Raw genomic sequence first — 19,167 nt, forward strand, 5'->3', positions numbered from 1 at the left:
GAGTTTTCTAAAATTAAGCACTATGGAGTCAGGTGTTTAATTATAATTAAAGGAATAGAAAGTGGGGAAATTTGCAGTTGTTTTAGGGGATGTCACTACACATGGTGGTAAAGTCACATCAGCCTCATCCAGTTTTGATATATCCGGTAAAAATGCCGCACTCTTAAATGATACCGTCACCTGCCCTGAGCATGGCATAAATAAAATTATTGAGTGCAATATTTCTGCCTATGAAGAAAACGGGCGTGGAATTGTTCTACATGGCTGTAAAACGCAGTGTGGTGCAAGCGTCATCGCAAGCTTGCAGGATATGGAGGTTGGCTGATGGGATGGTCTCTGCCGGAGGTGCCTGAAAAAGCGCAGGCAACGGCCTGGTCGCCCTGGGTCTGTCTTTTGATTATCGTATTAGGCCTTTTCATTGGCCTAATTGTTGCTGTGCTGAAATTACCGACGACAGGGTTGCCTTCGTTGAGCAGTGGGTACTGGTTACCACTGACTATCCGGACATTTACAGGCATTTCGGCAGCTATCGCTGTCTATAGTTTCTGGTGGGAAACGCTCGCAATTCGAGTCTGGAACTGGAATGAGTGGTGCCGGAGTATGCGTCTGAAATGGCGCTTACGCGCGCATCAGCATCTCGTCATTCTTAGCCATGTTTTCATCACTGCCAATACGAACCTGTTGTCTCGTCTTGCACATACACAGGCAGGGGATAGCGCGGACCCGCCACCTTTAACGTTGTTGTCGGACGCCCCTATTACGCCCGGCATTTCACGTTTTGAGCAGCTACTTCGTCATCTCATCGCTCAGATAAGTCCTTCGATTCAGCGACGATATCCTTCCGGCCCACTCCAGATTATTGTTCAGACCAATGGTAGCGACAAAGATCGTGAATCTCAGTCATTCCATCGCATCTGGTCAGTAGGTTCCACACCTTGGAATGTCGACGTTCATTTTCAGGATGCAGATTCATCCTTTGGTGACTGGAATCAGTTTGTAGGGTCAACAAAGCGGCCCGTACTGGTACTGGCAATGCACTATCGGCTTCCCGATGATGTTCTACCTGAATTTGCCAGCGCGTTGTTTATGATTCATCCGTCGATGCTAAATCAGGGTGAAGGAAAAAATGCGTTACGGATTTTCCGGGCGATGCCGCTCAACACCCGTACGCTTGCAACGGAACTCAGTGAATTACGGGATATGGCCCTCACGCCTGCCAGCAAGAAACACCTTGTCTGGCACAGTGGGCTGTCAGATGCGCCACGGCAGTCAGTGAATAGGGTGCTGAATGATCTGCCGGTTCCTCTGTACGATAGCATTGGAACTGGTGGTGTCATTGACTTTGACACCGCATGTGTCTGGTATGGCGGCCTTGCTGGCTGGGCAATGATTGGCGCTGCGGCTGAGATGGCTGCTTATGGCCCAGCCAGTCAGTGGCTACTTCTCGAAGGCGAGGAAGATGCCTGGGCAGTGACGATCGGAAACAACGCCCCCGAAGTCGGGTATGATCATTTCGTTATTCAGCCACCCTTCCCCGGAGGATCTGTTCTGATGGCATTACTGCTCAATGCCGGGCTGTACAGCCTCATGATCCGCTATTTCCCTTCAACGGCATTCTCCTGGTCAGGGATCACTCTTCTTCTGCTGTCACTGATAGTGATATTGCCCGGGTTGGCTATTTTGCTGAGGCGAATTACAGCTCGTCTCCAGCGCCCGGAATTTATCAGGGTTGCACGACACTCCGTAAAGGAATAACCGGCATGAAAAAGATTTCAAAGCCACTGGGGGCTGGGCTACTCATCGTGGCAGTCCTGCTGTTGATACTCTTTATTTTTGCACAGACAACGCAGTTGCCCTCTGATAGTGGTGACGATAATTTCTGGTATGTGATGGCTGGTTTCATCATCCTGACTGCCACATTATGCACCTTGGTATTTTTTACGTGGTCCAGGCAACAAAATCCCTCTCCCGTTACGCCTGATGGTGAAAATAATCACAAAGAAGAAAGAACGTCGGATCAAAATGATTTTTCAGCACTGAACAAACATCTCAGAAGACGGTACTCGTTCTTCTGGCGTCATAAAGTCCGTCTGCTACTGGTCACTGGCGACGAAGCCGCTATCGAACAGCTGGTTCCCGGCCTGCAGGAAAGCCAATGGCTGGAAGGGAACTGCACGGTGCTGATTTATGGTGGCAGCCTGACCGCAGAGCACGACACAGAAAAATACGCTGCACTACGCAAATTACGCCGTGGACGCCCACTGGACGGGATTGTCCGGGTAATACCTCAGTCTTTTAACCTGACGCCACAGGTCAGTGACAACGATTTACGCGGGCTGGAAAAAATCAGCGAGCTGCTGCGTTATTCTGCCCCGGTCTGGCTATGGCAGTTATGCGACAGCAACTGGTCGCAGACAAAACGCCCTGAGCAGACTGTCGGGGCACGCTTTCCGCTGCGTGCAAAAGAAGACGATATTACCCGCCAGCTTGAAAGGATACTGCCGGAATTGCGGGCACAGGGTATTAGTCAGGTCGCTGAGAACAATGGTCACGACTTCCTGCTACGCCTTGGCCAGCACCTCAAAGACGGCGGTATCGCCCGCTGGGCTCAGCAACTGGTGCCATGGCTGTCTGCTTCCCAGCCACGTATTCCACTGCGTGGCCTGATGTTCAGCCTGCCGGGAAGTCAGTCGCCTGAAAACGCAGTTGCTTATGCTGATGCGGAGAAATATGTCCTGGAATCAAAGCGCCATGCGCTGACTCTGCCAGCGACCTGGCAGGGTATCGTTGACGACTGCCTCCGTGTACGTGGCCGCCGTGTCGGGATGGCGTGGGAACAAACGCTTGCCTGGATACTGATGATCAGTATCGGGGTCTGGGGGGGCGGGACGCTGCTTTCGTTTTCACTGAACTACGGGCAAATCTCTTCTGTCGCGACAAAAGTACGCAACCTGGTGGAACATCCTTCCGTATCGGATTACCAGCTGACGACACTGCATGAACTGCGTAACGATGCGGGTCGTTTACAGCATCACATTCAGAATGGCGCACCTTTGTATCAGCGCTTTGGCCTTGATCATAGCCAACAGCTGCTGAGCGCGATGCTGCCGTGGTACGGTGTCGCGAATAATCGCCTGATTCGCGATCCAGCCAATGCCGCTCTGACGGAAAAACTGACCGCGCTGATCAACTCTGTGCCGAACAGCGATCGGCGAGCGCAGCTTGCTAAACCCGGTTATGACCAATTGAAGGCGTGGATGATGATGGCCCGGCCGGATAAAGCCGACGGCGCATTCTACGCGCAGACCCTGAAAACCGTGCAGCCAGCGCGGACGGGCATCTCTACCGGTCTGTGGCAAAGCCTGTCGCCGGATTTGTGGGCCTTCTATATCGCCTCACTCCCAAAACAGCCACAGTGGAAAATCGCCCCGGATGCGCAACTGGTCAGCCAGAGCCGCCAGGTGCTGTTGCAGCAAATCGGGCGTCGCAACGCGGAAAGTACGCTGTATGAAAACATGCTCAAATCGGTGCGCCGTAACTTTGCAGATGTATCTCTGGAGGACATGACCAGCGGTACTGATGCCCGCCGCCTGTTCACCACTGATGAAGTGGTACCAGGCATGTTTACCCGTCAGGCGTGGGAGGGCGGTATTCAGCAGGCGATAGAGAAAGCGGCTAACTCCCGTCGTGACGAAATTGACTGGGTGCTGAGCGACAGCCGAAAAGCAGTGTCCTCAGACCTGTCGCCGGAAGCCCTGAAAGCGCGCCTGACGCAACGTTACTTCACTGATTTTGCGGGTAGCTGGCTGAATTTTCTCAACAGCCTGCGGCTTAACCCGGCAAACAACATTGCAGACGTCACTGACCAGTTGACGCTGATGAGTGATGTGCGCCAGTCGCCACTGATTGCTCTGATGAATACTCTCGCCTGGCAGGGGCAGACCGGCCAGCAAAGCGAGGGACTTTCGGATTCCATTATCAAATCGGCTAAGGATCTTGTCGGCGGGAAAGACAAACCGGTGATTGACCAGTCTGCGTCAGGGCCGCAGGGTCCGCTGGATGAAACCTTTGGTCCGCTGCTTCAGCTTCTGGGTAAAAACAAAGGCAGCAACGTCATGTCGGCTGACACTTCGCTGAGCCTGCAGACCTATCTGACCCGTATCACCCGCGTGCGTCTGCGCCTGCAGCAGGTGGCAAGCGCTTCTGATCCACAGGAGATGATGCAGACTCTCGCCCAGACCGTGTTTAAGGGCAAGAGCGTCGATCTGACCGACACCCAGCAATACGGTAGCCTTATTTCGGCAAGCCTTGGCGAAGAGTGGAGCAGTTTTGGCAGCACGATGTTCGTGTTGCCACTGACTCAGGCCTGGGAAACGGTGCTGCAGCCGTCGGCGGCGAGCCTGAATGATAAATGGAGCCGCGCCGTGGTGGCGAACTGGCACACGGCCTTTGACGGGCGCTTCCCGTTTGCGGTGAGTAAAAGTGATGCCTCTTTGCCGATGCTGGCTGAATTTGTGCGTAAGGACAGCGGACGTATAGAGCGCTTCCTGACGACAGAGCTCAACGGTGTGCTGCACAAAGAGGGTAGTCAGTGGGTACCGGATAAGGTCAACAGCCAGAGGTTGAACTTTAACCCGGCCTTCCTGCGGGCCATTAACCAACTGAGTCAACTGTCAGACATTCTGTTCACAGATGGCAGCCAGGGCATCAGCTTTGAACTGCAGGCGCGTCCTGTGCCGCAGGTGGTGGAAACCCAGTTGACCATTGATGGACAAAAGCTGCACTACTTCAACCAGATGGCCGACTGGCAAAGCTTCCGCTGGCCGGGAGATACCTACAAGCCGGGGACGATGCTGACCTGGACCACGGTCAATGCCGGTGCGCGTCTGTTCGGGGATTTCAGTGGGACCTGGGGCTTTATTCGCTGGCTGGACCAGGGCAAGCGCCAGCAGCTTGACCGCAGTCAGTGGATGATGAGTTTTACCGCCCCGGATGGTCGCACCCTGCAGTGGGTGCTGCGCTCACAACTCGGAAAAGGTCCGCTAGCGCTGCTGGAACTGCGTGGTTTCACGCTGCCGGATCAGATATTCAGTGTTGACAGCGAGGCCACCGCGCAGGCGCTGATGGCCAACACCAGAAACAATGACATGGAGGGGGGCGAATAATGAGCACACTGCAGAATCTGGTTGCCGCCTGTCAGGCTGACGAAACTCAGTTGCGGCAACAGGCGCAGGCACGCACGGAAAACTGGCAGCCCTGGCTTGCTCCGGTAAATGACACCAGTCCGACCGGAGAAGACCCCGGTTATGACGATGATTTTCAGCGTATCCGCGAGGAGGTCAATAAACTTTCCGGCATCGATACTGGCCTGATTTGCACGCTTGCCGAAAAACTGCTGACCACCACAGCCAAAGATATCCGGATCGCCACCTACTACTGCTGGGCGCGTCTGCATCAGGACGGGGAGACCGGCTTTGCCGAAGGGCTTGAACTGCTGGCCAGATTGCTACAGCGCTATGGAACGCAGCTTCATCCTCAGCGTGAGCGGAGCCGTAAACCGGCGCTGGAGTGGCTCGCAGGCTCCCGCGTTCTGGACAGCCTGTCACTCTGGCCGGAAGTGGTACGCGATGATGCACTGCGCACTGCCGGTGCGCTGCTGCTCATCCGCGACAGTCTGGAGCCAGAACCAGAAGCGTCACGGCCAGAGCTCAATGCACTATACAGTGCTCTGGAGTCTCGCCTGATGAAGGCCGGTGGCGTGGATGCTGTGGTACCGCAGAACGCTGGTAATAAGGCTCAGTCACAGAGCGCTATGCATACCATCGAGTCAGACACGCCGGTTTTGAGCCGCATCACCTCTGGTCAAGATTTGCTGGCCCAGGCCCGTACTCTGACCGGATATCTGCGTGAGCAGCCCGATGGCTGGCTCGCCGCACACCGGCTGATGAAAAGCCTGCGTCATGACACGCTGAGTGCTATTCCGGCACCTGATGCCGAAGGGAAAACGCGCATCGAACCGCCGCGTGCTGACCAGCGGGCCATGCTCAAACGCCTGTATCTGCAGCAGAGCTGGCTGGAAATACTGGAGCAGGCGGACAATACCTTCTCGCGCGGTGCCAATCACCTCTGGCTGGATTTGCAGTGGTATATCCACCAGGCACTGATAAAGTCAGGGCAGGATGTACTGGCCGATATCATCACTGCAGACCTGAAAGGGTTGCTGCGCCGCCTTACCGGGCTTGAAACCTTGGCCTTTAATGACGGAACGCCGTTTGCCGATGAAGTCACGCTGAACTGGATAAATCAGAGCGTACTGGACGATATGTCCGGCTGGCGCGATGAGCCGGTCAGTGCCGTCAGTGAGACGGGCAACGATATTCTGGCCCTTGAGCCGGAAGCGTTGGAGAAAGCGGACACTGACGGTCTGGATGCCACACTACACTGGCTGCAGACCCGTCCGGGCTCCGACTCCACAAAAGACAAATGGCTGCTGCGCCTGCTGATGGCCCGTGTAGCCGAGCAGAAGGGCAAGAATGAACTGGCGCTGCATCTGCTGGGCGAGCTCGATGGTGCTGCGCAGTCCATCACCCTCACGCAGTGGACACCGGCGCTGCTGTTTGAAGTGAAATCGCGTCGCCTCAGACTGCTGCGTATGAAAGCTACACGCAGTGAAACCGATAAATCACGGCTTCAGCCTGAGATGGACCAGCTTCTGGCTGGTCTGATTGCGCTCGATCCGGCAGGCAGTGCAGTGCTTTGCGGGTAACACCACTTGGCATACCTTTAAAACACACATATTCAGGTTTTTATGGACGATTTAACCCTGCGTTATTACGACGCTGAAATGCGCTACCTGCTGGAAGCGGGCGAAGAGTTTGCCCGTGCTCACCCGGAGCAGGCGGCAATGCTCAATCTCGATAAAGCGGGCGCGCGCGACCCGTATGTGGAACGCCTGTTTGAAGGCTTTGCCTTCCTGATGGGCCGCTTGCGCGAGAAACTTGATGACGATCTACCGGAACTAACCGAAGGGCTAGTCAGCCTGCTGTGGCCGCATTACCTGCGTACCATTCCGTCAATGTCGGTGGTGGAGTTCACCCCTGACTGGCGTGAGATGAAAGAGCAGATGCGTATCGTCAAAGGTTTCGAGGTAAACTCGCGACCGATCGGTGAGAAGGGTACGCGCTGCCGGTACACCACTACCAAAGAGATTACCCTTCAACCGTTGTCGCTGGAGCACGCCCGACTGTCCACCGACCCTGACGGGCGTTCGGTCATCACGCTGCGCTTTAATTGCAGCCATCTTGCCGACTGGAGTCGTGTCGATCTCAGTCAGCTCCCGTTCTACTTCAATGCAGACGCTCCGCTGGCCTGCGCCATGCATGAAGCTTTTACCATGAACACGGCCCGCCTATGGTTGCGGATGCCGGGAGGCATGGACAGAAGACCGCTCGACGGATATTTCACTGCGCTGGGCTTTGGTGATGACGATGACCTGTGGCCGAAGGGAAGCAGCAGCTTTAGCGGCTATCAGCTGTTGCTGGAGTACTTCACCTTCCGTGAGAAATTCATGTTCATGGGGCTGCATGGGCTGGAGACCGTGGCCTTTCCGGCTGAGCTCCCATGGTTTGAAATCGACGTGGTACTGGCGGAGCGCTGGGAGCATGATTTCAGCTTTACCGAAAAGCATTTGCGCCTGAACTGTGTGCCGGTGATTAACCTGTTCCCGCTGGAATCCGACCCGCTGACGCTCAACTCCCTGCAGACCGAATACATGCTGCGCCCAATGCGCGTGCAGGATGGCCATACCGAGATATACGCGGTGGATTCGGTAATGTCATCGAGCCAGCACACCTACGTGCCGTTTTCGAGTTTCCGCCACAAAGGTGGAATGATGCGTCATGAAGCGCCGGAATATTACTACCACACCCGCGTGCGCCGTGGCCCGTCGGGCCTGCATAACACCTGGCTTATCCTTGGTGGTGAAGCCTTTGATAACCACACCGTACCGGAAGACGAAAGCCTGTCGCTGACGCTCACCGGCACCAACGGCCAACTGCCACGACGAGCACTGCAGAGCACGGTGCTTGATACGGTGATGAAAACCACCTCGACCAGTATTGCCGTACGTAACCTGTGTGCGCCGACACTGCCCTGTTATCCGCCGGCGCAGGACCGTTTCCACTGGCGCGTGCTGAGTCACCTCGGCAGCGGCTTCCTGTCGATGATGGATAATGTCGATGTGCTGCGCGGTACCCTGGCGCTGTACGAATGGACCGACAGCGAGATGAACCGTCGCCGCCTGGAAGCCATCATTGACGTGAAGCACAGCGAAACCGAGCGCTTTGAGCAGGGCTACCTGGTACGCGGTGTGCAGATTGAGGTGACGCTGGACAGCCACGGCTTTGCTGGACGCGGTGACATCTGCCTGTTTGGTGAGATGCTCAGTCGCTTCTTCGCGCTGTATACCGATATCTATTTGTTTAACCGCCTGATTATCATCCTGCAACCGACCGGAGAACGCCTTGAATGGGAAGAGAAGCACAACCGCCGTATTCCCGGCTGACCCCGCGCCTGGAGGCTGACCTTAACCGGATAAACTTTTACCGTTTCTGCCAGTTGCTGGAGAAACTGAATCCGGACCGGCCGCTGATGGGCTCAACCAGCCACCCCGAAGATGACCCGGTGCGGTTTGCGCCGCATCCGGGGATGGGTTTCCCTGCAAGTGAACTGAAAGCTGTCGAATATGACGAGGATGATGACCGCAGGCCACCGCTCATCCGCACGACCTTTATGGGGATGTATGGTGTCGATTCTCCTTTGCCCACAGCGTACCTTGATGACATCACCCAGCGCCGGGAAGGGCATGAGGCATTACAGGGTTTTCTGGATATCTTCAGCCACCGCATCCTGACTCAGTTTTATCGTATCTGGCGAAAATATTCCTACCCGGCCACATTCGAGCCTGGCGGGACTGACAGCATCTCGCAGTCGTTGCTGGGCCTGGTGGGGTTGGGCATTCCCGGTACGGCAAACCATATTGCCACGCCGGTATCCCGATTTCTTGCGCTGCTGGGCGTACTGCAACAGCCCGGTAAAACCGAGGAGGGAATGCAGGCGCTGGTGACGCTGCTGGCCCCGGATACCACTGTGAAGGTCAGCCCCTACTGTCTGCGCCCGGTGGAGGTCAGCCAGCCACTGGGCTTTTACGGTGATGACGATTTTCTTCTGGATGGCAACACGCCGCTCGGCGACGAAGCGATGGATGCCAACAGCCAGCTGCTCGTTGCTATCACCACGGAAAATGAACAGGAAGTACAGGGCTGGAAGCCGGATGGCCTGCTGTATCAGGACTTTCTGGCGATGCTGCGTGTCTATCTCGGCTGGCGCTTCAGGGCAAAAATCACCCTGACCACCCGAACCCGACTGCTGGCGGCTCCGCCGCTCGGCGAAGGCCCCTTCTGGCTTGGGATGAATGGCGTGCTGGGCGCGGAAGACGAAGACCTCCCGGACGATATCCCCCAGACCTTTACGACCGAACTGGGCTATTACACCGGACTTCAGCCCGCGACACCACAACAAGGAAACCGACGTGTTACGTACAAGTTTAACTAATACAGCGCGCTGGCTGTTACCCCTACTGGCATTCAGTCTGACGGGCTGCGGGGTGGCGCAGGGCATCACCGATGGCACCAAATCGACCTTTAACGCAGTGTTCTACAAAAAGATTAAGGTGCTGCTCCTGGATTTCACCGCGCGTGAGGCGCTGAACACCGATTCGCGCGAGAGTAACTCGCTGTCTGAACCGGTAGTGATCCGTATCTACCAACTGAAAGACCGCAAAACCTTCGACAAAACGGTCTACCAGCAGTTGCTGATAGACGGGGAGACCATTCTGAAAGCTGACCTGCTGGCAAGCCGTGATGTGGTGGTTAAGCCGGGCGGTGATGCGACCCTGAATATGCCGATGGAGGCCGATACACTGTTTGTGGCGGTGGTGGGTCTGTTCCGTCACCCGGATATGGTCAACAACACCTGGAAGCTGGTGATAGGCCGCGAAGAACTTGAGCCGGATAAGCCGCGCATTCTGGAAGCCGGTAACAACCATCTGACGCTGCAACCGCTCAAGGACGAATGATGCCCCAGGGACATAACACGCCTTCGCTGTATGAAATGCTGACCGGAAATTTTACCGGTGGTCTCAATCTCAACCAGGTCAGTGAAGAAAATCAGGTCATCCTCTCGGTACTGGATAACATGCAACGCATCCTCAACTGCCGTGCCGGCACTCTGGCGCATCTGCCAGACTACGGCCTGCCCGATATGACGAAAATCCTTCAGGGCATGCCGGGAACGGCCCATGAGCTCATGGGGACATTGTCTGCTGTTCTGCTCAAATATGAGCCTCGCCTGAAAAAAATAACGGTTGTCCTGCTGGAGCAGCACGTTCCTGGTGAACTGCGCTATGCCATTGATGCTGAGCTTAAGGGGATTGGCCTCGTGCGTTACGGAACCGAGTTTATGCCCGAGGGGCGGGTTCTGATTCGGCACCTCAAGAGGCAGGGTTGGCTTGAGACTGGAGTGTTCTGATATGGAAAAGAATCGCATCAGCACCGGGGGGGACCCGCGTGCTTTCATGGAGTTCGGGCAGTTACGTGATGAAATTAGCAAGCTGACTCACCCTGCGCGCCCGGACGTTGACTGGCAAAAAGTTGAACAATTAAGCCTGTCATTGTTTCGTCATAATGGCGTCGAACTGCAAACACTGGCCTGGTACACCGTAGCCAGAATACGTAATGCGGGACTGGAGGGACTTGCCGAAGGCACGGAACTTCTGGAGGCCTTACTGACGCACCACTGGAATGCAATATGGCCACAGCAAACCCATGCCCGCGTTGAGATCTTGGCATGGCTGTCTGTTCGCTTACAGCAAGAATTGCGTACGCTAACGCTGTCATATGCTGATTTATCAAAGGTGTATCGGGTTGAACAAAGTTTAAAACATGCCTGCGCAGTGCTGCAACGGCTTGAATTGAAAGCGCTTAGTAAACTGGAGGTTATCGTGACCTGGATGCACAATGCAGCTTTGCGTCTGGAGAAGTCCGATCCCGATTCGGGATCGGCCGTAGTGATGATACCGGCTCCAGGTGCAACAAATAACGTTGCGACGTCTTTGCCACAACTGGTCTTTGTGGTTAATGAGCCAGCGTCGTCCGGGCAATCGAGCACTGCGGTTTTAGCTACCAAAATCGATCATGGAACCCGACGCATGTGGCTGGGGTTTGCTATCGGTGTCATGGTTACAGCAGTGGTGAGTACAGGCGCTTTTCTTGGTATCAACCCTATGCGAGCTGACGGATATGAACTGGTTAAGCCATTGCCGCAGGTGCTGACACCTGAACAATTGTCCACGTTGAAGCAGTCCTCAGATTTGAAGGGGAAGAAGCAAGATATAATTGCTGCAACGCAAGGGCAATTGGACGTTTTACATCGCTTGTCACCTTTGTGGTCGCGGGAATATGCTGCATCATTAGCGCAGCAGTTAGTCACTCTGTGGCCGGAAGAATCGCAGACGACAGTATTCACGAGCAGATTACAGAAACAGTTAACTACGGAAGCGTTGTCAGAAGGCGCTCTGCAAAACTGGCATCATGCCCAGCAGGGGCTGGAAGCGTTAACCGCCCAGCTAAATGCACTTGATGAACGCAAAGGTAAATATCTGACAGGGTCGGAGCTGAAATCAGCCATTTTCACTATCCGCCGCCAGCTTGACCAAACGCCGCCGACAGAAGAATTGTTGCGTCAAATCGATGAGGAATTAAAAAAACAGGGGAGTGTGTCACCCGCTTTGTATCAGCAGCTCGATATACGGCTTAACCAGCTTCTTAATCGTTATACGCTGCTGAAACAAAATGCCATTCGAGGGCGGTAGCACTGGAAATAAGCCAGCCAAAGACCATCAAATGAGTCAGACGTTTATATTAACTTAGTTAATGATCTTCGTTATAAAATCATGCGAAAGAGTCAGCGCTTTCGCTGATTCAGGCGGATTGTATGCCTTATTATAAGGATCGCAAAATCCGTGACGGCTGTTGAGTATATGAAACGATACTAGTGGATACTGACGGAGTTTATGCTGGAGAAAGTAAGGATCACAGGCTTCTTCATATTTCGCCTGGATAACCAGTGTTGGGCTGTTGGGCATTATATCAGTATAATCACGTATACGGCTTCCGTAGAAACTGACGATACCATCGCATTGTGTATTCTCCGAACAAAGCCATGCTAATGTCCCTCCAACACTGAATCCGACGATTATTATTTTTTTATAATGATCACGTATTCTTATCAGTAAATCGAAGATCATTGATGTATCGAATCCGCAGAACTTCATAAAATAATCGTATGCCTGGCTATGTTGATCGTATGAGAAAGGTTCTTCGCGGTTCAAAAAATTGGGGCAATATACATCAAGTCCTGAATTGTGCAGTTCTTTACATACTTGCTTGATATGATTATTCAATCCATAAATTTCATGTAAAACTATCACAGCATTTTCATTTTTAGATAATAGAGTATACATCAACTGTCTCCAATAGCTTTTAACTATCTATTTTAATAATAAAGTTTGTCAAGGGTTATCACCGGGCGTAAATTTTACAACCTCCCTGAAAATCTCGTTACCAAGGATCTCGAGCTGATTCATTACCTCATCACTGGCCTGTTCCATTCTTTTTAACGCCAGGGACATATGCTCATGGTCGCCAGAAATCGAATACTCGATTGCAAGAACGCCGGAATTATGTAACATCTGGTGAGGGTCCTCCAGATTTTTAAATCCCGTTAAATGAGCGAAACATCTTCCAGTATCACCGTAATACCATTTCCCCAATCTGCACTGACTATATGATGTCAACGTATCATCTAATTTATTCTCGGTAAGTTTTTTATATAGATCTATTTTCCAGATAACATGATCCATTTTAATGATACTTAAAAATAGTAAATTTGATATGTAGTCAATAATTGACTTCATTGCGGCTGATTTTTCAATTACACTTTTAATAGAAAAAACAACTTCATTCATATGCTGAGTGATTTTCGTGATTATTGCTAGCTGTGCTTCGATGGATGTATCAACCGTAGAACCATTATTCTGGAGGGTTTCCGTTTGCAAGAATATATGGTTAGTGCACGTTTTAACATTTTCAGCCAGTTGTCTAACCTCTTTAGATATAACGCTAAATCCTCTTCCCGCCTCACCTACACGGGCAGCTTCAATCGCTGAATTTATTGCGATTAGATTTGTATGATTGGCAATTTTTTGTATGTCTTTAATTGCATCATTAATTTCAGTCAGTGATAACTTCAGATGAGTCATTTGTTTTTGAATTTCTGCTGATTCTTTGCCTGCCTCATTGATCTCAATAACGAGTGATTCAAGGGAATGCATTGCTTTATTATTTTGTGCGTTTAGTTCTGTTATTTTATCTTTTTCTGTATTTAATTGTTCATGAGTTGAAATTAATGATGTTCTGATCAGGTTGAGTGTTGATATGCCAGAAGTGAAATGATGGCAGATGATTTTATTGTAGTTTTCTGCTTTTTGTTCAGCGATGGGGGTATCAGTTTCGATGATTTCGGAAGAAGTGTTGTAATTATAGTTACTATTTCTTTTAACTATCTTAGCGATAATTTTCCTGATCATCTTATCAATCCTTTTTCGATAATAGCTTTAAGAAAATAATGGTTTAATAGTTTATCGCCTATGTTATAGATTACGTCAATATATTTTTAATTAGTATTACTTGATGTATTATATTTTCTTGATAATTGTTTTGTTGAATTATTTTACAGAAATGGCCTGGTGTTTTTTAAATGCGCGTGTTATCTATTAAGATAAGAATTATACTTCAGTTGAACACTACAGATAATGATGTTTCAGTGTATTAAAATCTCCATCTGTTAGTTTTATATTTTAGCTTAACCTAAATATTCTTGTGATATCGCTCCCCAACCTGGATGTGTAGTTGGATTACATCATTTATGTGTGCATTGAAAAATTCAGAGAGTGGTTAGATGTATCACTATATATCGAGTACATGAGCAAAATTGAGATTGTGATAACCGCCGGTTAAAATGCAACATTATTAATGTATTTATAATAACAGCGGTGTCTGGACCCGGACTAACGCCGCAGGGGGTGAACAACGCGCTTGTCGCGCTGGCCCCGCAAGGGTGAGTCGCTGGAGACGAATAATCGAACGGAGCTTGATGGAGAGTCCGTTTCTCCAAAAGCAAAAACCCGCCTCTAGGGCGGGTTCTTTAAATAGTGGTGCCCGGACTCGGAATCGAACCAAGGACACGGGGATTTTCAATCCCCTGCTCTACCGACTGAGCTATCCGGGCAACGAGGCGCATTAAACCCGATTCGCTTCGCTTCGTCAACGAAATTTCTTCAAATCAATGCAGACTGCACAATCTATCACCACATTGCTGCTAATGCACGCATTCTCAGGCAAAAAATGCCGTCCAGGCGGCGGAAAGCGGCATTGCCAGCAGCAGAGCAGGAAGCATATTCACAACCGCAAACATTTTAATGCCGCAAATACGCAAACCGGTTGCCAGCAGCAATAGACCGCCTACGGCGCTGAAATCGGCCATCATAGCTGGCGTCGTCAGGGGCAAAATCAGTGCTGCACAGGTGGCAAGCGTTAGCTGGATTGCCAGCATCGGCATGCAAATGGCGGATACCGCGATTCCTAATGAGCAGGCAAAAATGATGGCCGTGAAGAAATCCAAAAATGACTTGGCGATTAAAATATTCGGGTCGCCGGTCATCCCTTCATGTATCGCACCGAAGATCCCGGTACCGCTGGCGCAAAACAGCACAATGATAGCCACATAGCTTTGAATAAAGGATTCGTGCGTTACGTTGGCGTCCGAGCGGGTGAAAAGCTGCTGCGCTTTGGCTACCGCAGCATTGATCCCTTTTTCCAGATGACAAAACTCGCCAATTAACGCGCCGACCAGCGTTGCCAGAACCATCACCGGTAGATTGGCGCATTTGATAACCAGCAAGATACCAATCCCTAACGAGGCCAGCCCGAAAATAGAGGTCATGGAGACCCGAATACGTTCTGGTATATGCTGGCTGAGCAGCGCGCCGAGAATGCCACCAAATAAAATGGCGCTGGCATTAATAAAGGGTCCGATTACCACATTTGCTCCTGCATACCCATCATCGTCTTGATACTAAAGGCAATTAGCTGGGTGAAATTATGTTTCAGATTGCATTATTATGCCGCAACTTTCAGACGAAATACTTGCTTATCTGTAAGGTTTTCGCACAGGATTTTATCTTGCGCCTGTAAGTGAAAGGTGCCATGATTGCGCGAATTTTCTCCTGTCTGAATGGGGCTGCCTGGGATGATATTACTCCCCCTACATCGCCTTCAACATCGCCTTTTTGCGCGACGTTTGCCCCTTCCCGCGACTTATCTTTACGCTCCCACCATGCGGTGAGGGCAGCGCACGCTCACTGCAGGATAACAGTAAAATCAGAGGCTATCTGCTTTTACTGATGTCTGGCGGTCGGGGCTGGTAACCAGTTTGACCTGTCATTTCGTGGGCAAAGCCATGCGGCGTTGTCCGGGACTTTTGATTTTCCCGAAACGGGTTATTGCGCTTATGAAATCAATGAAAATTGCCGCCAGTAGTGAACTGGTTTCTCGTCTGTCCAGCCATCGTCAGGTGGTGTCGCTGGACAGCACCGATTTTACTGACGTTGCGGCAGTCGTCATTACCGTTGCGGACAGCCGCAGTGGGATCCTGGCTTTGCTGAAACGCACCGGTTTTCATCTACCTGTGTTTCTGTTCGCAGAGTCTGATGTTGATGTGCCTGCGGGCGTTAATGCGGTAATTCGCGGTCAGGCCCAGGACTGGCTGGAGCTGGAGTCTGCTGCCTGTCAGTATGAGGAAGAGCTGCTGCCGCCCTTCTATGACACGCTTACCCAGTATGTCGAAATGGGGAACAGCACGTTTGCCTGCCCGGGACACCAACACGGTGAGTTTTTTAAGAAGCATCCTGCGGGCCGACATTTCTATGAGTTCTTTGGTGAGAATCTGTTTCGCGCGGATATGTGCAACGCTGACGTTAAGCTTGGCGATCTGTTGATTCATGAAGGATCAGCGAAACATGCGCAGAAATTTGCTGCGAAAGTTTTCCACGCGGATAAAACCTACTTTGTGCTGAATGGGACCTCTGCGGCCAATAAAGTGGTCACCAATGCGCTGCTGACGCGCGGCGATCTGGTGCTGTTTGACCGCAACAATCATAAATCGAACCACCACGGGGCGCTGATCCAGGCGGGTGCTACGCCGGTTTATCTGGAAGCGGCGCGTAATCCGTTTGGCTTTATTGGCGGCATTGATGAGCACTGCTTTGATGAGGAGTATCTGCGCCAGCAACTTCGAGAAGTTGCGCCGCAAAAGGCTGATCAACCGCGCCCGTTCCGTCTGGCGATCATTCAGTTGGGTACCTATGACGGTACGATCTACAACGCCCGGCAGGTGATCGACAAGATCGGTCACCTGTGCGATTACATCCTGTTTGATTCCGCATGGGTCGGTTACGAGCAATTTATCCCGATGATGGCCGATGGGTCGCCGCTGCTGCTAGAGCTCAATGCTAACGATCCGGGGATCTTTGTCACTCAGTCGGTACACAAACAGCAGGCCGGATTCTCGCAAACCTCGCAGATCCATAAAAAGGATAACCATATTCGCGGCCAGGCGCGCTTCTGCCCGCATAAGCGTCTGAACAATGCGTTTATGCTGCATGCTTCCACCAGCCCGTTTTACCCGCTGTTTGCGGCGCTGGACGTTAACGCCAAAATCCATGAAGGCGAGAGCGGCCGTCGGCTATGGGCGGAATGTGTGACGCTGGGGATCGAGGCCCGCAAAGCGATTATTACCCGCTGTAAGCTGCTTCAACCGTTTATTCCTCCGGTAGTGGATGGCAAACCGTGGGAAAGCTATCCGACACAGGTGATTGCCAGCGAGCGTCGCTTCTTTAGCTTTGAACCTGGTGCTAAATGGCATGGTTTTTCTGGATATGCGCGCGACCAGTATTTTGTCGATCCCTGCAAACTGCTGTTAACCACTCCGGGCATTGATGCGCAAACTGGGCAATATACTGAGTTTGGTATTCCGGCGACGATTTTGGCGCATTATCTGCGTGAAAACGGTATCGTGCCGGAGAAATGCGACCTTAACTCGATTCTGTTCCTGCTGACCCCGGCAGAAAGCGCTGAGAAACTGGCGCAACTGGTCGCGATGCTGGCGCAGTTTGAACAGCATATTGAGGACGATACGCCGCTGGCAAACGTGCTGCCCACCGTCTTCAACAAGTATCCGGTACGTTACCGGGATTACACGCTGCGTGAACTGTGTCAGGAGATGCACTCACTGTACGTCAGCTTTGATGTGAAAGATCTGCAAAAAGCGATGTTCCGTCAGGAGAGTTTGCCTGCCGTGGCGATGAACCCACAGGATGCTAACAGCGCCTTTATCCGCGGTGATGTTGAACTGGTGCGTATTTGTGATGCCGCAGGTCGCATTGCGGCAGAAGGCGCGCTGCCTTATCCTCCGGGCGTACTGTGCGTGGTACCGGGCGAAGTATGGGGCGGGGCGGTGCAACGTTACTTCCTGGCATTGGAAGAGGGCATAAACCTGCTGCCGGGCTTCTCGCCGGAGCTGCAAGGGGTTTACAGTGAAACGGATGCAGACGGTATTAAACGTCTGTATGGATATGTTCTGAAGTAAGCGTCATCTGACCAAATAGGGCCACCATCAGGTGACCCTATTTAATCAATAAAGATTAGTGCGCGATAGTCTGGGCGCCTGCCGGAACGCGTACGTGTTTGTATTTAAACAGCGCAACGAAGGCAAAAGCCAGAACCAGCGAGTAACCTGCGAAGATCAGCCACACGGTCTGCCAATCGGTAATACCGTTCAGCGTATAGTGTTCAACTACTTTACCGCTCACCAGACCGCCCAGAATACAACCGAAGCCGTTGGTCATCATCAGGAACATGCCTTGTGCGCTGGCGCGGATTTCAGGGCGAACTTCTTTCTCTACAAACACGGAGCCAGAGATATTGAAGAAGTCGAAGGCACAGCCGTAAACAATCATCGACAGAACCAGCAGCACGGTACCAAACGGTGTTGGATCGCCGTAGGCAAACAGGCCGAAGCGCAGCATCCACGCCACAATACTGATAAGCATCACGTTCTTAATACCGTAACGGCTTAAGAAGAACGGGATGGTCAGGATAAACAGCGTCTCGGAGATCTGCGAAATCGACATCATCACCGACGCGTGTTCAACGATGAAGCTGCCGGAGAACAGCGGATTGTTATCGAAGCTGTGCAGGAAGGTATTACCGAACATATTGGTAATTTGCAGCTCTGCGCCCAGCATCATAGAGAAGATGAAGAAAATCGCCATCCGCTTGTTTTTAAACAGCGCGAAGGCATCCAGGCCCAGCATGGAAGACCAGCTCTGGTTTTTCTGCTGATTGGCGACCGGGATATGCGGCAGCGTCAGGGTGAACAGCGCCAATACGACGGACAGCGTCGCGCCGATATACAGCTGCATATGGCTCAGTTCAAAGCCGGAGAAGCTTACCGCCCACATCGCCAGAATAAAGCCGATGGTGCCCCAGATACGGATTGGCGGGAAGTCTGTAACAATATCCATCCCGGCTGATTGCAGGCGATAGTAAGAGATGGTGTTGATTAACCCCAACGTTGGCATATAGGCCAGGGAGTTAAGCAAGATCACAAAGAACATGGCGCCTGGCGTGGTGACTTCGGCTGCGGCGAACAGCGTTGCTGCGCCGACCAGATGACAAATGGTGTACACCCATTTCGCACTGATCCATTTGTCAGCCACGATCCCTAACAGCGTAGGCATAAACACGGCGGCGATCCCCAGCGAGCTGTACACCGCGCCAATGGATGCACCATCAAATTTAAGGGTGACAAACATATAGGAGCCGAGGGTAGTGAGCCAACTACCCCATAAGCAGAACTGCAGAAACGAGAGAACTTTCAGCTGCAGCTTAAGATTCATGTTAATTTCCTCACACCGTAATGCGGATGAAT

The 19,167-nt window shown here is 52.0% G+C and carries 14 protein-coding genes and 1 tRNA gene; 10 read left to right on the forward strand and 5 right to left on the reverse strand.

The annotated features are described in order from the left end of the window. The first annotated feature begins 61 nt into the window (after positions 1-61). The 9 genes from HV345_RS04135 to HV345_RS04175 are packed head-to-tail and all read left to right on the forward strand — an operon-like array spanning position 62 to position 11,929. Positions 62-325 (forward strand): PAAR domain-containing protein, encoded by a 264-nt coding sequence (locus tag HV345_RS04135; protein WP_181636284.1) that lies wholly within the window; start codon positions 62-64, stop codon positions 323-325. Further along, positions 325-1,755 carry a hypothetical protein gene (locus HV345_RS04140; RefSeq protein WP_181636285.1) on the forward strand — a complete coding sequence of 477 codons (1,431 nt, stop codon included), beginning with the start codon at positions 325-327 and terminating at the stop codon, positions 1,753-1,755. Before HV345_RS04135 ends, HV345_RS04140 begins: the two co-directional genes overlap by 1 nt. 5 nt (positions 1,756-1,760) lie before the next feature. Continuing rightward, positions 1,761-5,165, forward strand: coding sequence for an ImcF-related family protein (locus HV345_RS04145; RefSeq protein WP_181636286.1), 3,405 nt, complete (start codon positions 1,761-1,763; stop codon positions 5,163-5,165). Then, complete coding sequence (tssA, locus tag HV345_RS04150) at positions 5,165-6,766, forward strand: type VI secretion system protein TssA (RefSeq protein ID WP_181547388.1); 1,602 nt, start codon at positions 5,165-5,167, stop codon at positions 6,764-6,766. The genes HV345_RS04145 and tssA overlap by 1 nt, the downstream gene beginning before the upstream one ends. A 42-nt stretch (positions 6,767-6,808) precedes the next feature. Next, positions 6,809-8,563 carry a type VI secretion system baseplate subunit TssF gene (gene tssF, locus HV345_RS04155; protein ID WP_181636287.1) on the forward strand — a complete coding sequence of 585 codons (1,755 nt, stop codon included), beginning with the start codon at positions 6,809-6,811 and terminating at the stop codon, positions 8,561-8,563. Continuing rightward, complete coding sequence (tssG, locus tag HV345_RS04160) at positions 8,527-9,612, forward strand: type VI secretion system baseplate subunit TssG (protein ID WP_181636288.1); 1,086 nt, start codon at positions 8,527-8,529, stop codon at positions 9,610-9,612. Before tssF ends, tssG begins: the two co-directional genes overlap by 37 nt. Further along, positions 9,590-10,135 (forward strand): type VI secretion system lipoprotein TssJ, encoded by a 546-nt coding sequence (gene tssJ, locus HV345_RS04165; protein ID WP_181636289.1) that lies wholly within the window; start codon positions 9,590-9,592, stop codon positions 10,133-10,135. Before tssG ends, tssJ begins: the two co-directional genes overlap by 23 nt. After that, positions 10,135-10,587, forward strand: coding sequence for a type VI secretion system baseplate subunit TssE (gene tssE, locus HV345_RS04170; RefSeq protein ID WP_181636686.1), 453 nt, complete (start codon positions 10,135-10,137; stop codon positions 10,585-10,587). Before tssJ ends, tssE begins: the two co-directional genes overlap by 1 nt. A gap of 1 nt (position 10,588) precedes the next feature. Continuing rightward, on the forward strand, positions 10,589-11,929 hold the full coding sequence (locus HV345_RS04175) for a VasL domain-containing protein (RefSeq protein ID WP_181598880.1): 1,341 nt from the start codon (positions 10,589-10,591) through the stop codon (positions 11,927-11,929). A gap of 54 nt (positions 11,930-11,983) precedes the next feature. Here HV345_RS04175 and HV345_RS04180 read toward each other — a convergent pair whose 3' ends face one another. From HV345_RS04180 to HV345_RS04195, 4 genes are all read right to left on the reverse strand, one after another. Beyond that, positions 11,984-12,580, reverse strand: a complete 597-nt coding sequence (locus HV345_RS04180; RefSeq protein WP_181636290.1) for a dienelactone hydrolase family protein — start codon at positions 12,578-12,580, stop codon at positions 11,984-11,986. Positions 12,581-12,628: 48 nt separating this feature from the next. Further along, entirely contained in the window at positions 12,629-13,705 is a 1,077-nt protein-coding gene (locus HV345_RS04185) for a methyl-accepting chemotaxis protein (protein ID WP_181598882.1), read from the reverse strand. A gap of 625 nt (positions 13,706-14,330) precedes the next feature. Continuing rightward, positions 14,331-14,406: transfer RNA gene (locus tag HV345_RS04190), tRNA-Phe, on the reverse strand. A gap of 105 nt (positions 14,407-14,511) precedes the next feature. Further along, complete coding sequence (locus HV345_RS04195; protein ID WP_047357842.1) at positions 14,512-15,219, reverse strand: DUF554 domain-containing protein; 708 nt, start codon at positions 15,217-15,219, stop codon at positions 14,512-14,514. A 468-nt stretch (positions 15,220-15,687) separates the two neighbouring features. On the opposite strand from HV345_RS04195, the gene HV345_RS04200 reads away from it, so the two are divergent. Then, the gene (locus HV345_RS04200; RefSeq protein WP_047357853.1) at positions 15,688-17,823 is read left to right on the forward strand and encodes an ornithine decarboxylase; all 2,136 of its coding nucleotides are present in this window, start codon (positions 15,688-15,690) and stop codon (positions 17,821-17,823) included. 55 nt (positions 17,824-17,878) lie between these two features. On the opposite strand, the gene HV345_RS04205 is transcribed toward HV345_RS04200, so the two are convergent. Next, complete coding sequence (locus tag HV345_RS04205; protein WP_016157449.1) at positions 17,879-19,135, reverse strand: nucleoside permease; 1,257 nt, start codon at positions 19,133-19,135, stop codon at positions 17,879-17,881. Between the last annotated feature and the right edge of the window lie 32 nt (positions 19,136-19,167).

This window comes from Citrobacter sp. RHBSTW-00986, from assembly GCF_013783065.1.
Lineage (GTDB): Bacteria > Pseudomonadota > Gammaproteobacteria > Enterobacterales > Enterobacteriaceae > Citrobacter > Citrobacter braakii.

Excerpts from the sequence above, each read along its gene's own strand:
- tssE (WP_181636686.1), top strand. The coding sequence starts at position 10,135 with ATGCCCCAGGGACATAACACGCCTTCGCTGTATGAAATGCTGACCGGA.
- tssA (WP_181547388.1), top strand. The coding sequence starts at position 5,165 with ATGAGCACACTGCAGAATCTGGTTGCCGCCTGTCAGGCTGACGAAACT.
- HV345_RS04145 (WP_181636286.1), top strand. The coding sequence starts at position 1,761 with ATGAAAAAGATTTCAAAGCCACTGGGGGCTGGGCTACTCATCGTGGCA.
- HV345_RS04175 (WP_181598880.1), top strand. The coding sequence starts at position 10,589 with ATGGAAAAGAATCGCATCAGCACCGGGGGGGACCCGCGTGCTTTCATG.
- tssG (WP_181636288.1), top strand. The coding sequence starts at position 8,527 with ATGGGAAGAGAAGCACAACCGCCGTATTCCCGGCTGACCCCGCGCCTG.
- HV345_RS04140 (WP_181636285.1), top strand. The coding sequence starts at position 325 with ATGGGATGGTCTCTGCCGGAGGTGCCTGAAAAAGCGCAGGCAACGGCC.
- HV345_RS04205 (WP_016157449.1), bottom strand. The coding sequence starts at position 19,135 with ATGAATCTTAAGCTGCAGCTGAAAGTTCTCTCGTTTCTGCAGTTCTGC.
- HV345_RS04180 (WP_181636290.1), bottom strand. The coding sequence starts at position 12,580 with ATGTATACTCTATTATCTAAAAATGAAAATGCTGTGATAGTTTTACAT.
- HV345_RS04200 (WP_047357853.1), top strand. The coding sequence starts at position 15,688 with ATGAAATCAATGAAAATTGCCGCCAGTAGTGAACTGGTTTCTCGTCTG.
- tssF (WP_181636287.1), top strand. The coding sequence starts at position 6,809 with ATGGACGATTTAACCCTGCGTTATTACGACGCTGAAATGCGCTACCTG.
- HV345_RS04185 (WP_181598882.1), bottom strand. The coding sequence starts at position 13,705 with ATGATCAGGAAAATTATCGCTAAGATAGTTAAAAGAAATAGTAACTAT.